This window comes from Myxococcus sp. AB036A (assembly GCF_006547355.1).
Lineage (GTDB): Bacteria > Myxococcota > Myxococcia > Myxococcales > Myxococcaceae > Myxococcus > Myxococcus virescens.
Genome location: NZ_VHLC01000015.1, coordinates 19,457 through 35,708 on the forward strand (window position 1 = coordinate 19,457; position 16,252 = coordinate 35,708).

At 63.7% G+C, this 16,252-nt stretch carries 13 protein-coding genes; 6 read left to right on the top strand and 7 right to left on the bottom strand.

Features of this window, described 5'->3' with window-relative positions; translation table 11 throughout:
- Positions 1 to 19: 19 nt before the first annotated feature.
- Genes FL344_RS08635 through FL344_RS08645 form a run of 3 tightly spaced genes read left to right on the top strand, consistent with a single transcriptional unit; the run spans position 20 to position 3,385 of the window.
- Entirely contained in the window at positions 20 to 1,168 is a 1,149-nt protein-coding gene (locus FL344_RS08635; protein ID WP_141618169.1) for an alpha-hydroxy acid oxidase, read from the top strand.
- The gene (locus tag FL344_RS08640) at positions 1,165 to 2,121 is read left to right on the top strand and encodes an ornithine cyclodeaminase family protein (RefSeq protein WP_194863045.1); all 957 of its coding nucleotides are present in this window, start codon (positions 1,165 to 1,167) and stop codon (positions 2,119 to 2,121) included. The genes FL344_RS08635 and FL344_RS08640 overlap by 4 nt, the downstream gene beginning before the upstream one ends.
- A 55-nt stretch (positions 2,122 to 2,176) precedes the next feature.
- Positions 2,177 to 3,385 carry an aminotransferase class I/II-fold pyridoxal phosphate-dependent enzyme gene (locus FL344_RS08645; protein ID WP_141618171.1) on the top strand — a complete coding sequence of 403 codons (1,209 nt, stop codon included), beginning with the start codon at positions 2,177 to 2,179 and terminating at the stop codon, positions 3,383 to 3,385.
- Positions 3,386 to 3,437: 52 nt separating this feature from the next.
- On the opposite strand, the gene FL344_RS08650 is transcribed toward FL344_RS08645, so the two are convergent.
- From FL344_RS08650 to FL344_RS08680, 7 genes are all read right to left on the bottom strand, one after another.
- Entirely contained in the window at positions 3,438 to 3,947 is a 510-nt protein-coding gene (locus FL344_RS08650) for a MaoC family dehydratase (protein ID WP_090490508.1), read from the bottom strand.
- 25 nt (positions 3,948 to 3,972) lie between these two features.
- Complete coding sequence (locus FL344_RS08655; RefSeq protein WP_141618172.1) at positions 3,973 to 4,866, bottom strand: CoA ester lyase; 894 nt, start codon at positions 4,864 to 4,866, stop codon at positions 3,973 to 3,975.
- Positions 4,867 to 4,883: 17 nt separating this feature from the next.
- A complete protein-coding gene (locus FL344_RS08660; RefSeq protein WP_141618173.1) occupies positions 4,884 to 5,651 on the bottom strand; it encodes an SDR family NAD(P)-dependent oxidoreductase in 768 nt (255 codons plus the stop codon).
- A gap of 61 nt (positions 5,652 to 5,712) precedes the next feature.
- Positions 5,713 to 6,981 (bottom strand): phenylacetate--CoA ligase family protein, encoded by a 1,269-nt coding sequence (locus FL344_RS08665; RefSeq protein WP_141618174.1) that lies wholly within the window; start codon positions 6,979 to 6,981, stop codon positions 5,713 to 5,715.
- Between the two features lie 65 nt (positions 6,982 to 7,046).
- Positions 7,047 to 8,261, bottom strand: a complete 1,215-nt coding sequence (locus tag FL344_RS08670) for a hypothetical protein (RefSeq protein WP_141618175.1) — start codon at positions 8,259 to 8,261, stop codon at positions 7,047 to 7,049.
- Between the two features lie 127 nt (positions 8,262 to 8,388).
- Positions 8,389 to 8,910, bottom strand: coding sequence for a 3-phenylpropionate/cinnamic acid dioxygenase subunit beta (locus FL344_RS08675; protein WP_141618176.1), 522 nt, complete (start codon positions 8,908 to 8,910; stop codon positions 8,389 to 8,391).
- Positions 8,910 to 10,190, bottom strand: a complete 1,281-nt coding sequence (locus tag FL344_RS08680) for an aromatic ring-hydroxylating dioxygenase subunit alpha (RefSeq protein ID WP_194863046.1) — start codon at positions 10,188 to 10,190, stop codon at positions 8,910 to 8,912. Before FL344_RS08680 ends, FL344_RS08675 begins: the two co-directional genes overlap by 1 nt.
- Positions 10,191 to 10,623: 433 nt before the next feature.
- Here FL344_RS08680 and leuS point away from each other — a divergent pair, with 433 nt between their 5' ends.
- The 3 genes from leuS (at position 10,624) to FL344_RS08695 (ending at position 16,210) form a co-directional block, all read left to right on the top strand.
- Complete coding sequence (gene leuS / locus FL344_RS08685; protein ID WP_141618178.1) at positions 10,624 to 13,110, top strand: leucine--tRNA ligase; 2,487 nt, start codon at positions 10,624 to 10,626, stop codon at positions 13,108 to 13,110.
- A gap of 223 nt (positions 13,111 to 13,333) precedes the next feature.
- Entirely contained in the window at positions 13,334 to 15,265 is a 1,932-nt protein-coding gene (gene asnB, locus FL344_RS08690; RefSeq protein ID WP_194863047.1) for an asparagine synthase (glutamine-hydrolyzing), read from the top strand.
- Positions 15,266 to 15,337: 72 nt separating this feature from the next.
- The gene (locus tag FL344_RS08695; protein ID WP_141618180.1) at positions 15,338 to 16,210 is read left to right on the top strand and encodes an aspartate dehydrogenase domain-containing protein; all 873 of its coding nucleotides are present in this window, start codon (positions 15,338 to 15,340) and stop codon (positions 16,208 to 16,210) included.
- The last annotated feature ends 42 nt before the right edge of the window (positions 16,211 to 16,252 follow it).

A 16,252-nucleotide genomic window follows, 5' to 3' on the forward strand; every position in this document is an offset into this window, starting at 1 on the left:
GTCAAGGGAGGGACGAGGCATGTTCGAGCACAACGCGGGTGCTGAATCCAATCCGGTCAATCTGGCGGAATACGCCCGCCTCGCCAGGAAACGCGCCGAACCTTCCGCCTGGGACTTCATCGCCGGCGGCAGTGACGACGAGCGCACCCTGGCAGCGAATCGCGCTGCCTTCGAGCGTTGGACGCTTCGACCGCGAATCCTCTCTGGACGCGATACGGTAGACGTCTCCGTGCATCTCTTCGGCAGGACGCTCGCGTCTCCGCTCCTGGTGGCGCCCATCGGCTATCAGGGCCTCGCTCATCCCGCGGCCGAGGTCGCTACTGTGCAAGGGGCTGGCGCGGCGCACACCGCGATGGTCGTCAGCACCATGTCCAACCGCACCCTCGAGGACCTCGCGAGGGCGGCGAGCGCGCCCCTCTGGTTTCAGCTCTACTGTCTGAAGGATCCGGGGCTGACCTTGTCACTGGTTCGCCGTGCGGAGTCCGCTGGATACGAGGCGCTGGTGATTACCGTTGACATGCCACGCATGGGCCGCCGCGAGCGCGACCTGCGCAACGGCTTCGCGCTGCCCGCGCACCTGCGGCCCAGCAACTTGCTCATGGAGGCCTCGCCGGAGCTGCACCGCTCCCAGCAGGGCACCTCAGGCGTCGCGCTGCACGTCGGCCAGCTCTTCGACGCTGCTTTGAGCTGGAGCACCGTGGAGCGCCTGAAGCAGCAGACGGCATTGCCCGTTCTGCTGAAAGGCGTCCTCACGCGAGAGGATGCTCAACGAGCCGCCTCCGTGGGAATCGATGGGATCATCGTTTCGAACCACGGTGGCCGCCAGCTCGACGGTGCCCCCGCCAGCCTGGATGTCCTTCCAGAGGTCGTCGAAGGTGCGGGGGGCCGTTGCCGCATCCTGCTGGATGGTGGCATCCGGCGCGGCACGGATGTGCTGAAGGCTCGCGCGCTTGGCGCCGATGCCGTCCTCATCGGTCGGCCCATCATGTGGGGTTTGATCGCGCGCGGTGCCGAAGGGGTAACCGACGTGCTGCGCCTGCTCCGTGCCGAGCTTGAACAGGCGTTGGCACTCTGTGGTCAGTCGCGCTGGACAGAGATTGACCGGTCGCTGGTCGCCTCGGCACCGCCTTGCGGCGGCGGGTGGAGCGCGCCCGAGGAGGGCTTGTGACCGGGCTCGAAGAGGCGGGCTTGCGGTATGTGACGCAGCAGGAGGTTGCGCGAGTCTCCGACCTGCGGACCTTCGTGGCCGAGCTCCGCGCCGCCTACGCCGAACCCCAGGACCTCGAGACCCCCCCGCGCTCACTCATCCTGCGCGAGGACCCGTTCCGTGCGTTCGTCGCGATGCCGATCTACAGCGGAAAGCACCAGCTGTTCATCACCAAGGTCGGGGCCGTGGTGCCGCAGGCGCTCTCGCAGCATCCGAGCGTTCATGCGCTCGTGGTGGTGTTCTCGGCACTCACTGGGGCGCCGCTGGCCATTCTGGACGGCATGGCCATTACGAATCTCAAGTGCGCCGCGGTGTCGGCCCTGGTGACGGACATCTGCGCCCATGAGCAGGCGGAGGTGCTCGCCATCATCGGCAGCGGCGTGCAGGCACGTGAGCAACTCCGAGGTGTTGGCGCCGTGCGGAAGCTCGGTGAGGTTCGCGTGTACTCACGCAACCCGAACAATGTCCGTGAGTTCATCCGCCGCAACGAAGCGCTCGCGGAAGGTGCTCGGTGGGTCGCCTGCAACTCAGCGGACGAGGCTGTGGCGCCAGCGGACATCGTGAGCACCACGACGACCTCGACCACTCCGGTGGTTTCGAGCGCAGCGCTGCGGCGAGAGCGCCTCCACATCAATTGCATGGGAGCGCATACCCCTCGTTCGCGTGAGCTCCCGGTGGATGTCCTGGAGACATCCAGGCTCATCGTGGAGGACGTGGAGATGGCGGTGGCTGAAGCAGGAGAGGTCCACCGCCACGCGACGCCGCTCGCTAGGCTGGTGCATCTTGACGCCAGCGAGCTGCGCGAGGTTCGAACCGCGTTCTGCTCCACGGGACATGCATTTCTGGATCTTCTTGCCTCAATGCATGTGCTCGAACGCTCCGGCTTGCGAGCCGAACTGACGCGCACCGAGTGACGGGCCTGCCTCCATTCACAGCACGCGTATCGAGGTCGAAAGGGACGAAGCCGCCATGGGGAAGTACCACAACATCAGCAAGATGATCACCGCCAGCGAGAGCAGTTGGCGCGAAGGTGCCGAGCGCGGGCTCATGCACATCCGTACCGGCAAGACGGACACCAGCAAGCTGCAGACCGCTGACGGCCACCAGTTCGTCAACATGGTCTCATGTTCGTACCTCGGGCTGAACAGGCACCCCAAGATCCTCGAAGGGGCGAAGCAGGCCATCGAGCGGGAGGGCGTGCTGAATCATGCCGTTTCGAGGGTGCGGATTGCGCCTGCGTTGCTCGGCGAGGCCGAGGAGGCGCTGGCCACGCTCTTCGAGAGCAAGGCCTACCTCACACCGTCATGTTTCTACGCTTCAGCGACGGCGTTGCCGTTGCTGTCGTCCGGTCACCTGACGGGCGGCGTCAAGCCCGTCATGGTATTCGACAAGAACTGTCACTTCTCGATGAATATCATGAAGGCCGTTTGTGGGGACGAGACGGAGGTTGTCACCATCCCCCACAACGACATGAACGCGCTTGAGGATGCGTGCAAGGCGCACCCTGCCGTCGTCTATGTCTGTGACGGCGCGTACAGCACCGGCGGAGCCGCTCCCGTCCGCGACCTCCTCCAGTTGCAGGACCGGTACGGGCTGTTCCTCTACGTGGATGATTCGCACTCCGTCTCAGTATGCGGTCGGCGCGGTCAGGGAATGTTCCGCCCCCAGATTGGCGATCTGGGCGAGCGCACCATGATTGCAGCTTCGCTTGCCAAGTCGTTCGGCACTGTGGGGGGCGTGCTCCTGTTCGGGACCCAGCGGCAGCGCGAGCTCATCGACTACTCCGCGGGGCCTCTCGGGTGGAGCCAGCAGGTGAACGTTCCCGCCATGGGGGCGGCCAAGGCGACCGCGGAGCTCCACATGACGGAGGAGGTTGCCGCGCTCCAGGAGAAGATGCGCTCGAACATGGCCTACCTGGATTCGCTGATCCCCACGCCCTACGCGAACGACGGGTTGCCCATCCGGGTCATCGAGATCGGCGAGTCGGAGCATGCGCTGGAGGTCTCTCAGCGCGTGTACCGCCGGGGCTTCTACACCTCCGCCGTCTTCTTCCCGATCGTCGCTCGCGGCCGCGCTGGACTGCGCATCATGGGGCGGGCGGACATGGAGAAAGCGGACCTGCTCGCCTTCTGTGAAGCGGTGAAGGAAAGCGTCGCCGAGGTGAAGGCGGCCGCGTAGATGGTCGCGGCGGAAGGCGCTCGCTCGTGGTGAGCGCCTTCCTGACGACGGGTTACTTCTTGGCGACGTAGTCCCGGCTCGGAATCAGAATCGACCGCTCGAAGGTGACGACAGTCACATCCTTCTGATTCTTTCCGCGCGTCTCCACCACGACGATGCCCTGGCCAGGCCTCGAGTTGGAGTTGCGCCGCGACAGCACCTCGGATTCGGCGTAGAGGGTATCTCCGACGAACACCGGTTCGGGGAACCGGACCTTGTCCCAGCCCAGATGGCAAATCGCCTTCTGGCTGACGGTGCTGACCGTCATCCCGTTCACGATGTTGAACGTCACGAGCCCTCCCACCAGGAGGCGGCCGAACTCGGTCTCCGCTGCGTAGTGCTCGTTGATGTGGATGGGGTGCTGATTCATGTTGATCAGCGACTGCCAGATGTTGTCGGTGGCAGTGATGGTCCGGCCAGGCCGATGCTCGAAGATGAGCCCCGGCTCGAGGTCCTCCAGATAGAGTCCCTTGTCCTCGCGGTACCGTCGCTCGCCAACCTGGATGTATGCTGATTTTTGCATGTGTTCGCTTCTCCCGTGTGGGCTATCAGCCAATTCGAGCGGAAGGGTCCCGCCCGCGATCTTCCGTTCCGCCGGGTGACCCGGATGCTTGCTGAGACGTGTAATAGTCCAACATCAGCCGCGCCTTGGCGACGAAGGGCGGGGCGATGACCGAGCCATCGACGATGGCGAAGCCGTTGGCCGCGGCTTCGTAGCTGCTGATCGTCTTCTGGTATGTCTCGAGCTCGGCGGAGGGCACCGAATAGACCTTCTTCACGATCGGCACCTGGTTGGGGTGAATGATGGCTTTCGCCATGAAGCCTTCATTCTTCGATTCGCGACACGCGGCTTCGAAGCGGGCCATGTCCTCCACCTCTTCGAAGAGCTTCGTGTCGACGGGTGGAATCCCATATCGCGCACAGGCGACGCAGAAACGCCCCCGGGCCTGAGCGAGGTACGCCTCGTTGGGGCGGTACATGGTGGCGGTGATGTCCGCCTGCCCGAACAGAAGCAGATCGCTCACTGAGGCGATACGCTCGATGTCGTCCATGCCTTCGGGCGTTTCGACGATGGGGAAGAGCTTGACGCCTTTCAGCTTCTCGATCACCGACCTGCAGAGCACCACTTCGTGGTGAGAGCGGACCTTCGGAATCTGCAGGTACTCGATGGGAAGGCGCCCCTCCTCATGACCTCGACACACGGCATCGAGGTCCCGGATGCCATCCAGGGATGCGAGGTGGTTGATCCGGACGCCGAAGCGGCGACCCCGCTGGGTCAGCGTCCTCAGGTCGAGCTCGGCCAGCCTTTGCCGGGCCTTGGCCTTTGAGGCCGCATGGACGGCGTCCTCGAGGTCGATCATCACGACGTCACTGCCAAAGCCCGGATCATCCCGGGTGGGGTCGAACCGGAGTACGGAGGTATACAGAAAGCAGATGGTCACGCTGGGCTCCTGCTCAATCAACTCGCGATGAGCCCGCCGTCCACCGGCAGGGCCACGCCTGTCACAAACGAAGACTCGGGAGTGCTCAACCAGGCAACGGTGTCGGCGACTTCACGGGGCTCGCAGAGCCGGCCCAGAGGGTTCTTTTCACCGACCGCGGCGAGTTTCTCATCGCCAAGGACATCGATCGCCATCTGGGTCCTCACCAGCCCAGGGCAGACCGCGTTGATGCGGATCCGATGCGGCGCATACTCGATGGCCGCGCTCTTGGTGAGCCCGATGAGGCCATGCTTGCTCGCGGTGTACGCACCGCCACCGCTGTAGCTCGCCTTCAGTCCCGCGAGCGAAGCCACGTTGATGATCGCGCAGTTCGGGTGGCCCATCATCAACGCAAGCTCCGCCTTCATGCACAGGTAGACGCTGGTGAGATTGAGGTTGATGACCTCATCCCAGATGTCATCTGGATACTGGAGGAGGGGAGTGAAGGATGCACCATCGGTTCCCGCGTTGTTCACGGCGACCGTGAGGCGACCATAACGCTCGGTGATCAGGGCGAACAACGCCTGTATCTCCTCCCGTTTGGACACATCCGCCCTGATGAAGTCGCACGCCCAGCTCCGCGCCGCGAAGCTCTCGCGAACCCGCTCACCTTTTTCGGCATCACGACCGACGACGACGACCTGTGCACCTCCTCGCGCGAAGACTTCGGCGCATGCCAATCCGATGCCCGCCGTGCCACCCGTGACGAGCACGATGGCCCCCTGGAACCTGGTTGATGCATTCATTCGCTTTGAGGGAATCACCTGGTGTGGGATTGAGGGAACCGTCCGCGGTATTGGCCGCTGTCTACGCGCGCCCCCGTCGGTCGATGACGCGCTGAAGCTTCCCCAGGCCTCCGCTGACCTCGATCATCGGCGACGCCAACTCAACCTTGAACCGCGAGACCTCCCCGGAGCGTTCCATGGCGGTGAAGGCGGGCACGCGCATCCGAACCCTCTCTTCCACGGCGCGAACATCGGCGCTGGCTCCCGCTGTGCGTGGCGCGTGAGAGATGCGCATCGTGACGACTTCCGCCCCCTCACGGGTTTCCTGGACCAACTGAACCGACAGGACCAGGATCTCTGGAATGGAGCCGCTCAGCGTCAAACCGAGGTCGTCCACGTCAATGGTCTGGCCGCCGATGTCGTAGAGGCGAGGCTGGGCTCGTCCCAGCAGACGGAACTTGCGCCCTGGCCCTGGAGGCCCAGCCCAGACCCCCCGATCCCCCGTGGGGTAGCGAATGGCCGGCATGAGGGACTTGGTCAGGCTGGTCGCGATGACCGTCCCCGGTTGGCCCTCCTCTTCGATGGGGTTGCCCGATGCGTCGACGATCTCGAGCAGCGCGCACTCGTCGTAGACGCGCATCTCCTGCGGACCGCAGGACTCATCCCAGAGCCCCAGGATTCCGGCTTCGTGCGTGGCGTAGACGCTGCCACAGATCCTGGCGTTCGGGTACACCCGGCCGAAGTATGCGAGCTGGTCGTCGGAGATGATTTCGCCTCCGCAGAGCAGCCGGCTTACGTAATCCGGGGTCTTCGAGCGCCCGGCGATCTCCGTGCCGATGTTCAGCAGCGGCACTACCATGCCGATCGCGGCTTCCGGCCGGAACATGTCGAATGCATCTGCGATGAAATCAACCGTCGTGTTGCTGGACATTGCCAGCTCCAAGCAACGGATGGGCGAAACCTGGAGTGCATCGTGGACGAAGAGGTGCGAGGTGTACAAACGCACCGCGGTCGCCAGGTTCGCCACGCGCTGACCCGGTTTGATGACCCCGCTCATCCAGAACATGCGGCCGACCAGCTCAATCGTCGTCCGCCACTCCTCCCGGGTATAGGGAATGACTTTGGGACTCCCTGTCGTACCCGTGGTCGAGCCGATGAGTCCGTCGAAGACGGTGTCGGTATAGACTTGGCTTCCGTTGAAGTCATTGACAGCCCAGAAGTCCTCCAGGTCGATGATGGGAAGATCCCGCAGCTTCCAGCCACTCCTGGGAAGATCACGGTAGAGCTTCCGGTAGTAGGGTGACCGCTCTCGTGCCAGGGCGACGAGTGTCTCCAGTGTAAAGATTTGCATGGCTGATACCGTTCCGCGGAGTAGAGGTGGATGCCCCTGACGACAGCAAGCGCCGCTCTGCGACGTCAGGGCGCTTCAAACGGATGCTTGACCGAGGTGTGGAATGTCATCTCGCTGGAGGATTCTGACTGCCCCGGGAGCCTCGAAGTGAGCTCAACGAGAAGATCGGCGCCCGAATCCTTCTTGAGCAGCGTCTCGAGACGCTTGTCCACTGTGTGCCCCGCCTCAATGAGTCTCTGCAAGGCCGACGTGAGGTCCCTCCAGATCGCGGGCAGGTAGAGGGCGCCTGCCAGATTGGACCCGAAGATGCTGTGCATCGTAACGACCTGCTCGAACGCAGGGTGACTCGCGACCGTCTTCTCTCCAGAGAGATAGACGGCGCAGCTGTGCGCAAGCATCGCCACTGTCAGCAACAGGTTGCCGTGGAACAACCCCGGATCGGTGATTTCGGACATGCGCTTGATGGAGTCGATGTCCACGAAGCCGCCATCCACGCAGACATTCTGATCGGAGAGGCAGCACCCCTGGCGCTGGTTGTCGAGCGTGCACGGGAAGTAGCCCGCGACCATCAGCCTGGCGGCGAGCTCCACCCAGCTCCGCACCCGTTCAGCTCGGCCCGCCGCGTCGGGATACGCGCTTGTCTTCTCGTGGCGGAGATGCCTGACACGGATGGGCGACCGCGGAAAGTAGTACACGAGCACGCCCAGCGAGTCCTGGAGCTGCTCAGCGACCTCGGCGCCCGTGTCGGAGAGGACCTTCTGAAGCTCTTCCTCATATGCACGCTGGTGCTCCACGGGCCACCTGAAGACGCCCAGGGGCACCGGGATGGGGGCCTGCTCTTCGAAGGTGGTCCAGAGCGCTTGATTCAGGGCGAGCGCCTTCCTGGCATCGAGGAGCGCTTCACGGAGACGGACCGCGATCGGAAGCTTGTACTCCTGGTACATGAAGAGCTCGATGCGGTTCACATAGGGGCGCCCAGCGGTCATCGTTTGCAGGGCAAGCCGCATGTCCCGTGCGGCCGTCTCGGTACCCTTGAGCGCGATGACTCCCTGGTCAAATCCATGGCCGTCGACACAGCGGTACATCGCGCGAACGTGGAACCGCGGCTTGACGAATGGAGGGGCGTGAAAAGGTGCGACGATGTCAGCGGTCGGGATGCTGCCCGTGCTCATCCATTCGCCTGCGATTGCCTGGACCTGGCTTGGCAGTCGACTCCACAGGGATGGAGCTGCCTCCGCGAGCGAGAACTCCAGAGGCATGTTCTGAAAGGTCACGGTCATTCGTCTATCCGGTTCCCGGGCTGGGCAATGCGGCGCTCGCGACGCTTCCGCGGGTGGTGAGCACCACCTGTCGGTTCGCATTGCGCCGTTCAGGGCGATTGCTGCAATGGCGAGAGACGACGCGTCTTCAGAAGAAGATGCTGAGATTCTGGGAGTCGAGACTGACCTGGTCCAAATAGATATGCCGCCGGCTCACTTGCCAGGAGTCATCGAGCTTCCTGAGACAGTCCTCCCGACGGCCGAACCATGAATCCTCATCGTTCGCCAGGCGCGAGCGGTAGACGTGGAAGTTGCTCGAGACCTCGAGTTCTCCCTCGCGGCTTCTCCCGGTGATGCGGACGTTGCTCACCAGATGGCGAGTCCGAGACGGCGGGTCCTCGGCCCAGGAGAACCCGGTGTCGAGCTTCTTCACGCGCGCGGTCATCGTCTGCTTGTCATCGTCGAAGTAGGCGGCCTCGCCGGGCTTGGAGAATTCCAGGTGCATGTCGGCGCGGGTCCGGGTCGAACGAACCGGCATCCAGTACTCCAGGTCCTTCGTGAGGAGCGCCAGCCACTCGTTGAACCTGCGCTCATCCAGCAGCGCCGCCTCCATGTAGTAGAACTGCTCGATTTCGTGCTGGAGCAGCATCGCCTCGAGATGGGGCGACATCAGAGGACACCCTCCGGCCGTGAATGCTTCTGCTTCAGGTGATTCCAGCTGGGGGCGTCCATGAATTCCGCCCAGGCGCGATACATCCACAGCTGCGCATGCTCGTTCATGACGCTGTCGATGCGCGGAGGTGAATTCCCGTCGTTCACGACGTGTCCGTGCCCGAGGCCCATTCCGTAATGGAGCGGGTACGCCTGCGAGAACGCGCCGCTGGCGGCGGAGGTGCATTGCTCGAAGTTCTCGCCGTCGTCCTGCTCGAACATTCCTCCTGGCCCGAAATGGCGGTTGGAGGCTCGGATCTGCATCCGTTGGATCTCGGGATCGGCGTTCTTGTCGACGAGAATCGTCTTCCAGGTCTCTGTTTTCGTCGGACTGATGGGATTGCGAACCATCAGGTCGCGCGATCCTGTGTTGACGAACAGGTTCGGGAAGACGTTTTGATTGGCGCGATGGACATTCTGGCGGAAGGGCCCCAGCTTCCGCTGGACGTCAGGATCGCGGCGCCAGGCTGCCAGGGGCGAGCTCATGTCGACATTCTCGGCGAGCCAGTCCGCGTTGTAGCCATGGCCGTATCCAGTCACCATGGTGAAACCCCGGTGCTTGCCAATCGCGAGCTCATCGTTGGTCACCCCGTCCCCTTCGGGGTGGCCCGCGAGAACCGCTGAACGGTGCGTCCACAAGGCGTGGTACGTGTCTCCCGCTCCATTGTCCGCGGCCAGCTTCCAATTACAGGCCATTGACCATCGGATCGTGCCTGGTACGGCAACGAGGTCGCCCTGGTCGAGTAGCAAATCCAGGCCCCAGCGCATGTCGCCCAGATACTCCTCGAGGGGAGGCGCTTCGGGATCGAAGGTCCCGAAGATGAGTCCCTTGTAGCTCGCGACCTGCGCAACGGGGGCCAGACCCCATTGGGAACGGTCGAGATCGCCGTGATAGAGCTCCTTCGCGCCGGGAACGCCCACCAGCTTCCCCGAGAGGTCGTAGGACCATCCGTGATAGGGGCAGACGAACGTGCTGGCATTGCCGCGATCGACGCGACAGACGCGGTTGCCCCGGTGACGGCATGAGTTCAGGAAGGCCCGGATCTTCCCGTCCCGCCCCATGCACACGAGCACCGATTCGGTGCCCATGAAAACATTCACATAATCGCCTTTGGCGGGAACCTGGCTCTCATGCGCGAGGTAGAGCCAGCAACGGCCAAATATCTGGCGCAATTCATCGCGGAACACCTCTTCATCTACGAAGATTTCGCGACGAACGAGGCCCTTCTGGGTGTCCACGAGCTGCGAGTATCGGCCGGGCACGGATGCATGCATGGGGCCCCCCTCAGACGAACGACTCTTCATTGTCAGTCCTGATGTGTGCCACGCCAGTCGCACCGCGCATGCGGTGGTGGCCACCTGAAGAAGGCTGCTGAACGGCGAAGCCTTGCAGGCCCCCAATCAATCGCACCTGAGGAGAGCGCATCAGGCCTGAAGAGCCCCTCCCAAAAAGTGTCCCATTGCTAGCATCGCCTTCGGTGTCATGTCACGCGGGAATTACGATTGAACCCGTGATGGAGGGAATCCAGGCCTACGAGAGAGTTACGTCATCTGTCGTTCGGATCGGAGCGGGTCCGGGGAGCTCGAGCACCGGATCACGCGTGGAGCGGGCCACCTGAAGCGCCGCTCCGCGGCCTGCTGACTGGGCATGCCCGTTGTGGTAACTGGCGCCATGTCCACAGAACGGCCGAAGTACGACCCGGCGAACATCGAACCCCTCTGGCAGGCCCGTTGGGAAGAGCAGCGCCTCTTCGAGGCGCGCAGGCACCCCGGCAAACCGAAGGCATACGTCCTCGACATGTTCCCTTACCCCTCGGGGGCCGGGCTGCACGTCGGGCACCCGGAGGGCTACACGGCCACGGACATCATCTCGCGATACTTGCGGATGCGGGGATATGATGTCCTTCATCCCATGGGATGGGACGCGTTCGGCCTGCCCGCGGAGCAGCACGCGCTTGAAACGGGAACCCGCCCGGCGGATACCACCGCGAAGAACATCGCGACGTTCAAGCGGCAGCTCAAGTCTCTCGGGTTCTCGTACGACTGGTCTCGCGAGCTCTCCACGACAGACACGGAGTACGTGCGTTGGACCCAGTGGCTCTTCCTTAAGCTCTTCGAGCGCGGGCTGGCCTATCAGGCCGAGCTCCCGGTGAACTGGTGCGCGGCGCTCGGCACGGTGCTCGCCAACGAGGAGGTCATTGACGGGAAAAGCGAGCGGGGCAGTCACCCGGTTGTGCGGCTGCCGCTGCGGCAGTGGACGCTTCGCATCACGGCATACGCGGATCGGCTCGCCGAGGACCTCTCGGGGCTGGATTGGCCCGAGACGCGGGAGAAGCAGCTCCACTGGATTGGGCGCAGCGAGGGTGCTGAGGTCGATTTCCTCATCGAGGGCAGCGCGGACCGCCTCCGCATCTTCACCACCCGTCCGGACACGCTCTTTGGCGCGACGTACATGGTCGTCGCACCCGAGCACCCGCTGCTGGAGCGGTTCGCCACGGCGGAGCGGCGTGCCGAGGTTCTGGCCTACCGAGAGGCGACCGCGAGCCGAAGCGAGTTGGACCGCACCGCGCTCTCGAAAGCCAAGACCGGCGTGTTCACCGGCTCCTACGCGCTGCACCCGCTCACGGGAGCGCGCCTCCCCATCTGGGTCGCTGACTTCGTGCTCGGCTCTTATGGGACGGGCGCCATCATGGCCGTGCCCGGACATGACGCGCGTGACTTCGAGTTCGCGCGTGCCCTCGGCTTGCCCGTCGTCGAGGTGGTTTCGGCCGACGGCGCCCTGAACGAGACCGGCACGTGGACGGAGGCATTCGTGGGGGACGGCGTCGCGGTGCGCTCGCGCTTCCTCGATGGGCTGCGGACGCCGGAGGCCAAGGCGGCCATGCTCGCGCACCTCGAGCGAGAGGGACTGGGCGCAAGGCGCGTCCAGTACCGCTTGAGGGATTGGGTGTTCTCGCGCCAGCGCTATTGGGGGGAGCCGATCCCCATCTATTTCCCGGTCGAGTTCGCGGAGGGCTCATCGGACCCGCGTATTCATCCCCACACCATTCGCTACGACCAGCCTCTGCCCGTGTCCGAGGACGAGCTGCCGGTGCGGCTCCCCGAGCTCGAGGACTTCAAGCCCAGCGAGGACCCGGCGGGCCCGCTGGCTCGCGCCTTGGATTGGCGATTCTTCCAGCGCGATGGAAAGTGGTACGCGCGAGAGACCAACACCATGCCTCAATGGGCGGGCTCGTGCTGGTACTACCTGCGCTTCACTGACCCGAAGAACACCCAGGCCATCTTCTCGCAGGAGGCGTACGACGCCTGGATGCCGGTGGACCTGTATGTCGGCGGTTCGGAGCACGCGGTGCTGCACCTGCTCTACGCCCGGTTCTGGCACAAGGTGCTGTTCGACTGCGGCCTCGTCACGCACGCCGAGCCGTTCAAGAAGCTCGTCCACCAGGGAATGATCCTGGGTGAGAACAACGAGAAGATGTCCAAGTCGCGCGGCAACGTGGTGAACCCGGACGACATTGTCCGGCAGTTCGGTGCGGATGCCCTGCGCATGTACGAGATGTTCATGGGGCCGCTGGAGGCGGTGAAGCCGTGGCAGACCAACGGCGTCATCGGCGTGCGGCGTTTCCTTGACCGCGTGTGGAACATGCTCGCGTTCGTGACGGAGGACGCGGGGGGGGCGCCGGCGGAGCTGACCGAGGACGTGCGGCGGCTGCTGCACAAGACGGTGAAGAAGGTGGGGGAGGACATCGAAGCGCTGCGCTTCAACACGGCCGTGAGCGCGATGATGATCCTCGCCAACGCGCTGGCCGAGCTTCCGCGCGTGCCGCTCGAGGCGGCCAGGGTCTTTGCGCGGATTCTCTCCCCATTCGCGCCTCACCTCTCGGAGGAACTCTGGCACCGCTGGGGCGCAAGCGAGTCCATTTCCCTCCAGCCGTGGCCTGAATACGACCCTGCGTTGACCGTGGACGAGCTCGTCGAAATGGCCATCCAGGTCAACGGCAAGGTCCGAGGGAAGCTGCGCCTGAAGCGAGACGCCACGGAGGCGGAGGCGCGCGAGGCCGTCCACCGAGAGCCGGAGTTCATCCCGCATCTCGCCGGAAAGACCGAGCGCCGATTCGTCTACGTGCCAGGGCGAATCATCAACATCGTCGTTGGCTGATGAGGCCCCGCAGGGGGGCGGAATGAGCGGCGAACGGAGGGGAGCGCCCCGAACAGGGGCCCCTTCCGGGCGCCGCGAAGCGCGCCGCTATCAGTCTCACGCTGCTCCGGAATGACTTACGCAGTGCCGCGGCCTGATGGCCGAGGGGAACACAGGCGCCCGGGACTTCCGCGGGCCCTGTTCCTTCGGAATCGACTTTCATCAGGTCCCTGGGGAGGGGTTCATGTGTGGAGTTTTCGGTGCTGTAGACGCACGGGTTGATCGGCTGGCGCTCGGCCGCGCATGCAAGGTGTTGGAGCACCGTGGACCGGACGGTCAAGGTGCTTTTCTAGACGATGAGACCGGCGTGGGCCTGGCCCACAGCCGTCTGTCCATCATCGACCTGGAGAACGGCGTTCAGCCCTTGTTCGACTCGGCCGGCGAATGCGTCCTCGTCTGTAATGGCGAAATCTATGATTTTGAAAGGCAACGGCAAGAGCTCGAGGCGGAGGGCTTCCAGTTCAAGACCCGCAGCGACTCCGAAGTCATCCTGGGGCTCTACCAAAAGCACGGCCTGGAGCTGTTCCAGCACCTGCGGGGAGAGTTTGCCTTTCTTCTCTTCGACAAGAAGCGAAAACGGCTGATTGCTTGCAGGGACCGGTTTGGCATCAAACCGCTTTTCGTCGCGAACACTGACAACGGTGGCTGGGTCTTCGCCTCTGAAATCAAAGCGATCCTGGCCTCTGGCCTCAAAGAGGCCAGGATGCAGTTCGTCCTGCCGTTTGGCGAACGGAACGAGAACGAGACCCTGTTCCGGGGCATTTACGATCTGCCGCCTGGAACGGCGCTCGTCGTGGACCTGGGTGAGCCCGCGCCTCGTTTGCTGACCTACTGGAGGCCGGACTTCCCCAAGGGAGATGGTGGCGGGGCAGCCAAGGACTTTTCGCAATGGAAGGCAGAAACCGACGCGGCTCTGACGGAAGCCATCCGGTTGCGTCTCCGGGCTGACGTGCCGGTGGGTGTCTACCTGAGCGGGGGAATCGACTCGGCGCTCGTCGCGGCCAAGGTCCGTCGTCTCGGGAATCGGCCACCGCTCGCTTTCACTGTGTCCTTCGCGGACATGCCCAGATTCAACGAGCGCTCGAACGCCGAGCGGATTGCCGAGCACATCGGGGTGGAACATCACGTGCTCGACGTCGAGACCAACGACCTCTGGGAGAATCTCGAGGCCTGCCTCTGGCACAGCGAGGACATCATCTTCGACTTCGCACCGGTTGCTAAGTTCCTGCTCTCCGACTTCGCGAAGAAGCACGTCAGCGTCGTCTTGACCGGGGAGGGTGCGGACGAGGTGTTCCTCGGCTACAAGATGTTCCGGGACAAGCTCCATGGCTACCAGAGGCCGGTGTTCATCCGCGCTGCGATCCGCGTTCGCGACTGGTTCGTTCTCCGGTACTGGAAGTTCCTCTACGCGATCGTCAGGGTGCTGACCTTCCGCAAGGAGTTTCGTGCGCCATCCCGCAGCGAGCCGCTGGCGACGCTCTTGCCCAGGCAGCCATTGGAGCAGTCACAGCTCGAGGGTCGCCACCCGCTCCTGAAGGACCAGTACCGGCGCATGAAAGACCATCTCCGGAAGGCGATCCTGGTCTGCTTCGGCGATCGCATGGAGATGGCCCACTCCATCGAAGGGCGGGTTCCGTTCCTGGATCACCACCTGTTCGAGCTCGCGCGCGACATCCCCATCGATTTCAAGATCCATCAAGGGAAGGAGAAGTACATCCTTCGGGAGATCGCCGCGGACCTCGTTCCCGAAGAGGTTCAGGCGCGGGAGAAATGGCCGTTCAGCACCACGGTTCCAACCTTCAATCGCGAGGCGTATCCAGCCTGTGATCGGCTTTGCGACACCTATCTGACGCCGAGCGCCGTGCGAGAGGCTGGAATTCTGAAGTGGCCTATGATTGCCTTCGCCAGGTTTCTCCGTCGATTTGAAAGGTTTCGCGTCATCGCGGACAGGTTTCTGCTCGTCGCCTGTAGCCTGCAGATTCTTCATCACCTCTTCATCTCACGTGGCGCTGAGTCCTTGGGGGGACACCTCCCAGGCAAGATGCCTTCGAAGTCTGCGGCCCTGCAGATGCGTGAGGACAGGCCGGCGACCGGCGACGTGGCGACAGGGACGTAACCCACCCTTCATCGGTCATTCCTTCGCCGTCTTCTCGCGAACTCGCCGTCCACTCACCAGAAGCAGGGAAATGTGACTCGCATACGCACCGCAATCATTGGATATGGCAACCTGGGCCAATACCTGGTCGACGCGATCCAGGGGGACCCTGCCGTTTCGGCGCAGTTCGAGCTGATCGCCGTCTGGAACAGGACGACTGACAAGCTTGCATCCCTCCAGCCCGAGTCGCTGCGGTACAGCGGGGATCTGCTGCATCTCTTCGAAAAGTATGACGGCAGGATCGACCTTGTCATCGAAGTGTGCCATCCGGAGATCGTCGCGCGGTATGGTGCCTTTTTCCTACGGCACTGCGACCTGATCGTCGGCAGCCCGACGGCATTCGCGGATGCTTCCGTCGAGCAACGTATCCGCAGCGCACTGGCAGAAGCGCCCGCGAAAGGCACGCGTCATGAGTGCTATCTCCCGGCGGGAGCGCTGTGGGGGGTCGAAGACATCGCCAAGCTGGGCCAACAGGGCGACAGCATCCGCGCGCTGAGCGTCACCATGAAGAAGCACCCAAGCGCGTTCAAGCTGAAGGAGCCTCTTCGCAGCAGACTCATCGAATACGAACAGAGTGACTCCCAGGATGAGTTCGTCATTTTCGATGGCAGCGTGCGCGAGCTGGCGCCGCTCGCGCCGAGTAATGTCAACACGATGGCGTGCGCGGCGCTCGCTTCGGGTCCGGCCTTTGGTTTCGACAAGACCCGGGGGAAGATCATCGCAGACAAGCGTTTGGAGTCTCACGTAGTGGAGGTTGAGCTGGAAGGGAGGGGCGGATTCACGCTGAAGACCACGCGAACGAATCCGGCCCGGCCTGGAGCGGTGACGGGCAGCGCGACCTTTGCCTCGTTCCTGGCTTCGCTCCAGCGCAGCACGGGCCACGGGGGCGGCTTCTTCTTCGTATGAAGGTCGCGCGGGCAGACGGGCCCAGCGGACGTCAGGGGCGCT

Coding starts and splice junctions, on each gene's coding strand:
- FL344_RS08635 (WP_141618169.1), top strand. CDS start 20: ATGTTCGAGCACAACGCGGGTGCTGAATCCAATCCGGTCAATCTGGCG.
- FL344_RS08645 (WP_141618171.1), top strand. CDS start 2,177: ATGGGGAAGTACCACAACATCAGCAAGATGATCACCGCCAGCGAGAGC.
- FL344_RS08650 (WP_090490508.1), bottom strand. CDS start 3,947: ATGCAAAAATCAGCATACATCCAGGTTGGCGAGCGACGGTACCGCGAG.
- FL344_RS08660 (WP_141618173.1), bottom strand. CDS start 5,651: ATGAATGCATCAACCAGGTTCCAGGGGGCCATCGTGCTCGTCACGGGT.
- FL344_RS08665 (WP_141618174.1), bottom strand. CDS start 6,981: ATGCAAATCTTTACACTGGAGACACTCGTCGCCCTGGCACGAGAGCGG.
- FL344_RS08670 (WP_141618175.1), bottom strand. CDS start 8,261: ATGACCGTGACCTTTCAGAACATGCCTCTGGAGTTCTCGCTCGCGGAG.
- FL344_RS08675 (WP_141618176.1), bottom strand. CDS start 8,910: ATGTCGCCCCATCTCGAGGCGATGCTGCTCCAGCACGAAATCGAGCAG.
- leuS (WP_141618178.1), top strand. CDS start 10,624: ATGTCCACAGAACGGCCGAAGTACGACCCGGCGAACATCGAACCCCTC.
- asnB (WP_194863047.1), top strand. CDS start 13,334: ATGTGTGGAGTTTTCGGTGCTGTAGACGCACGGGTTGATCGGCTGGCG.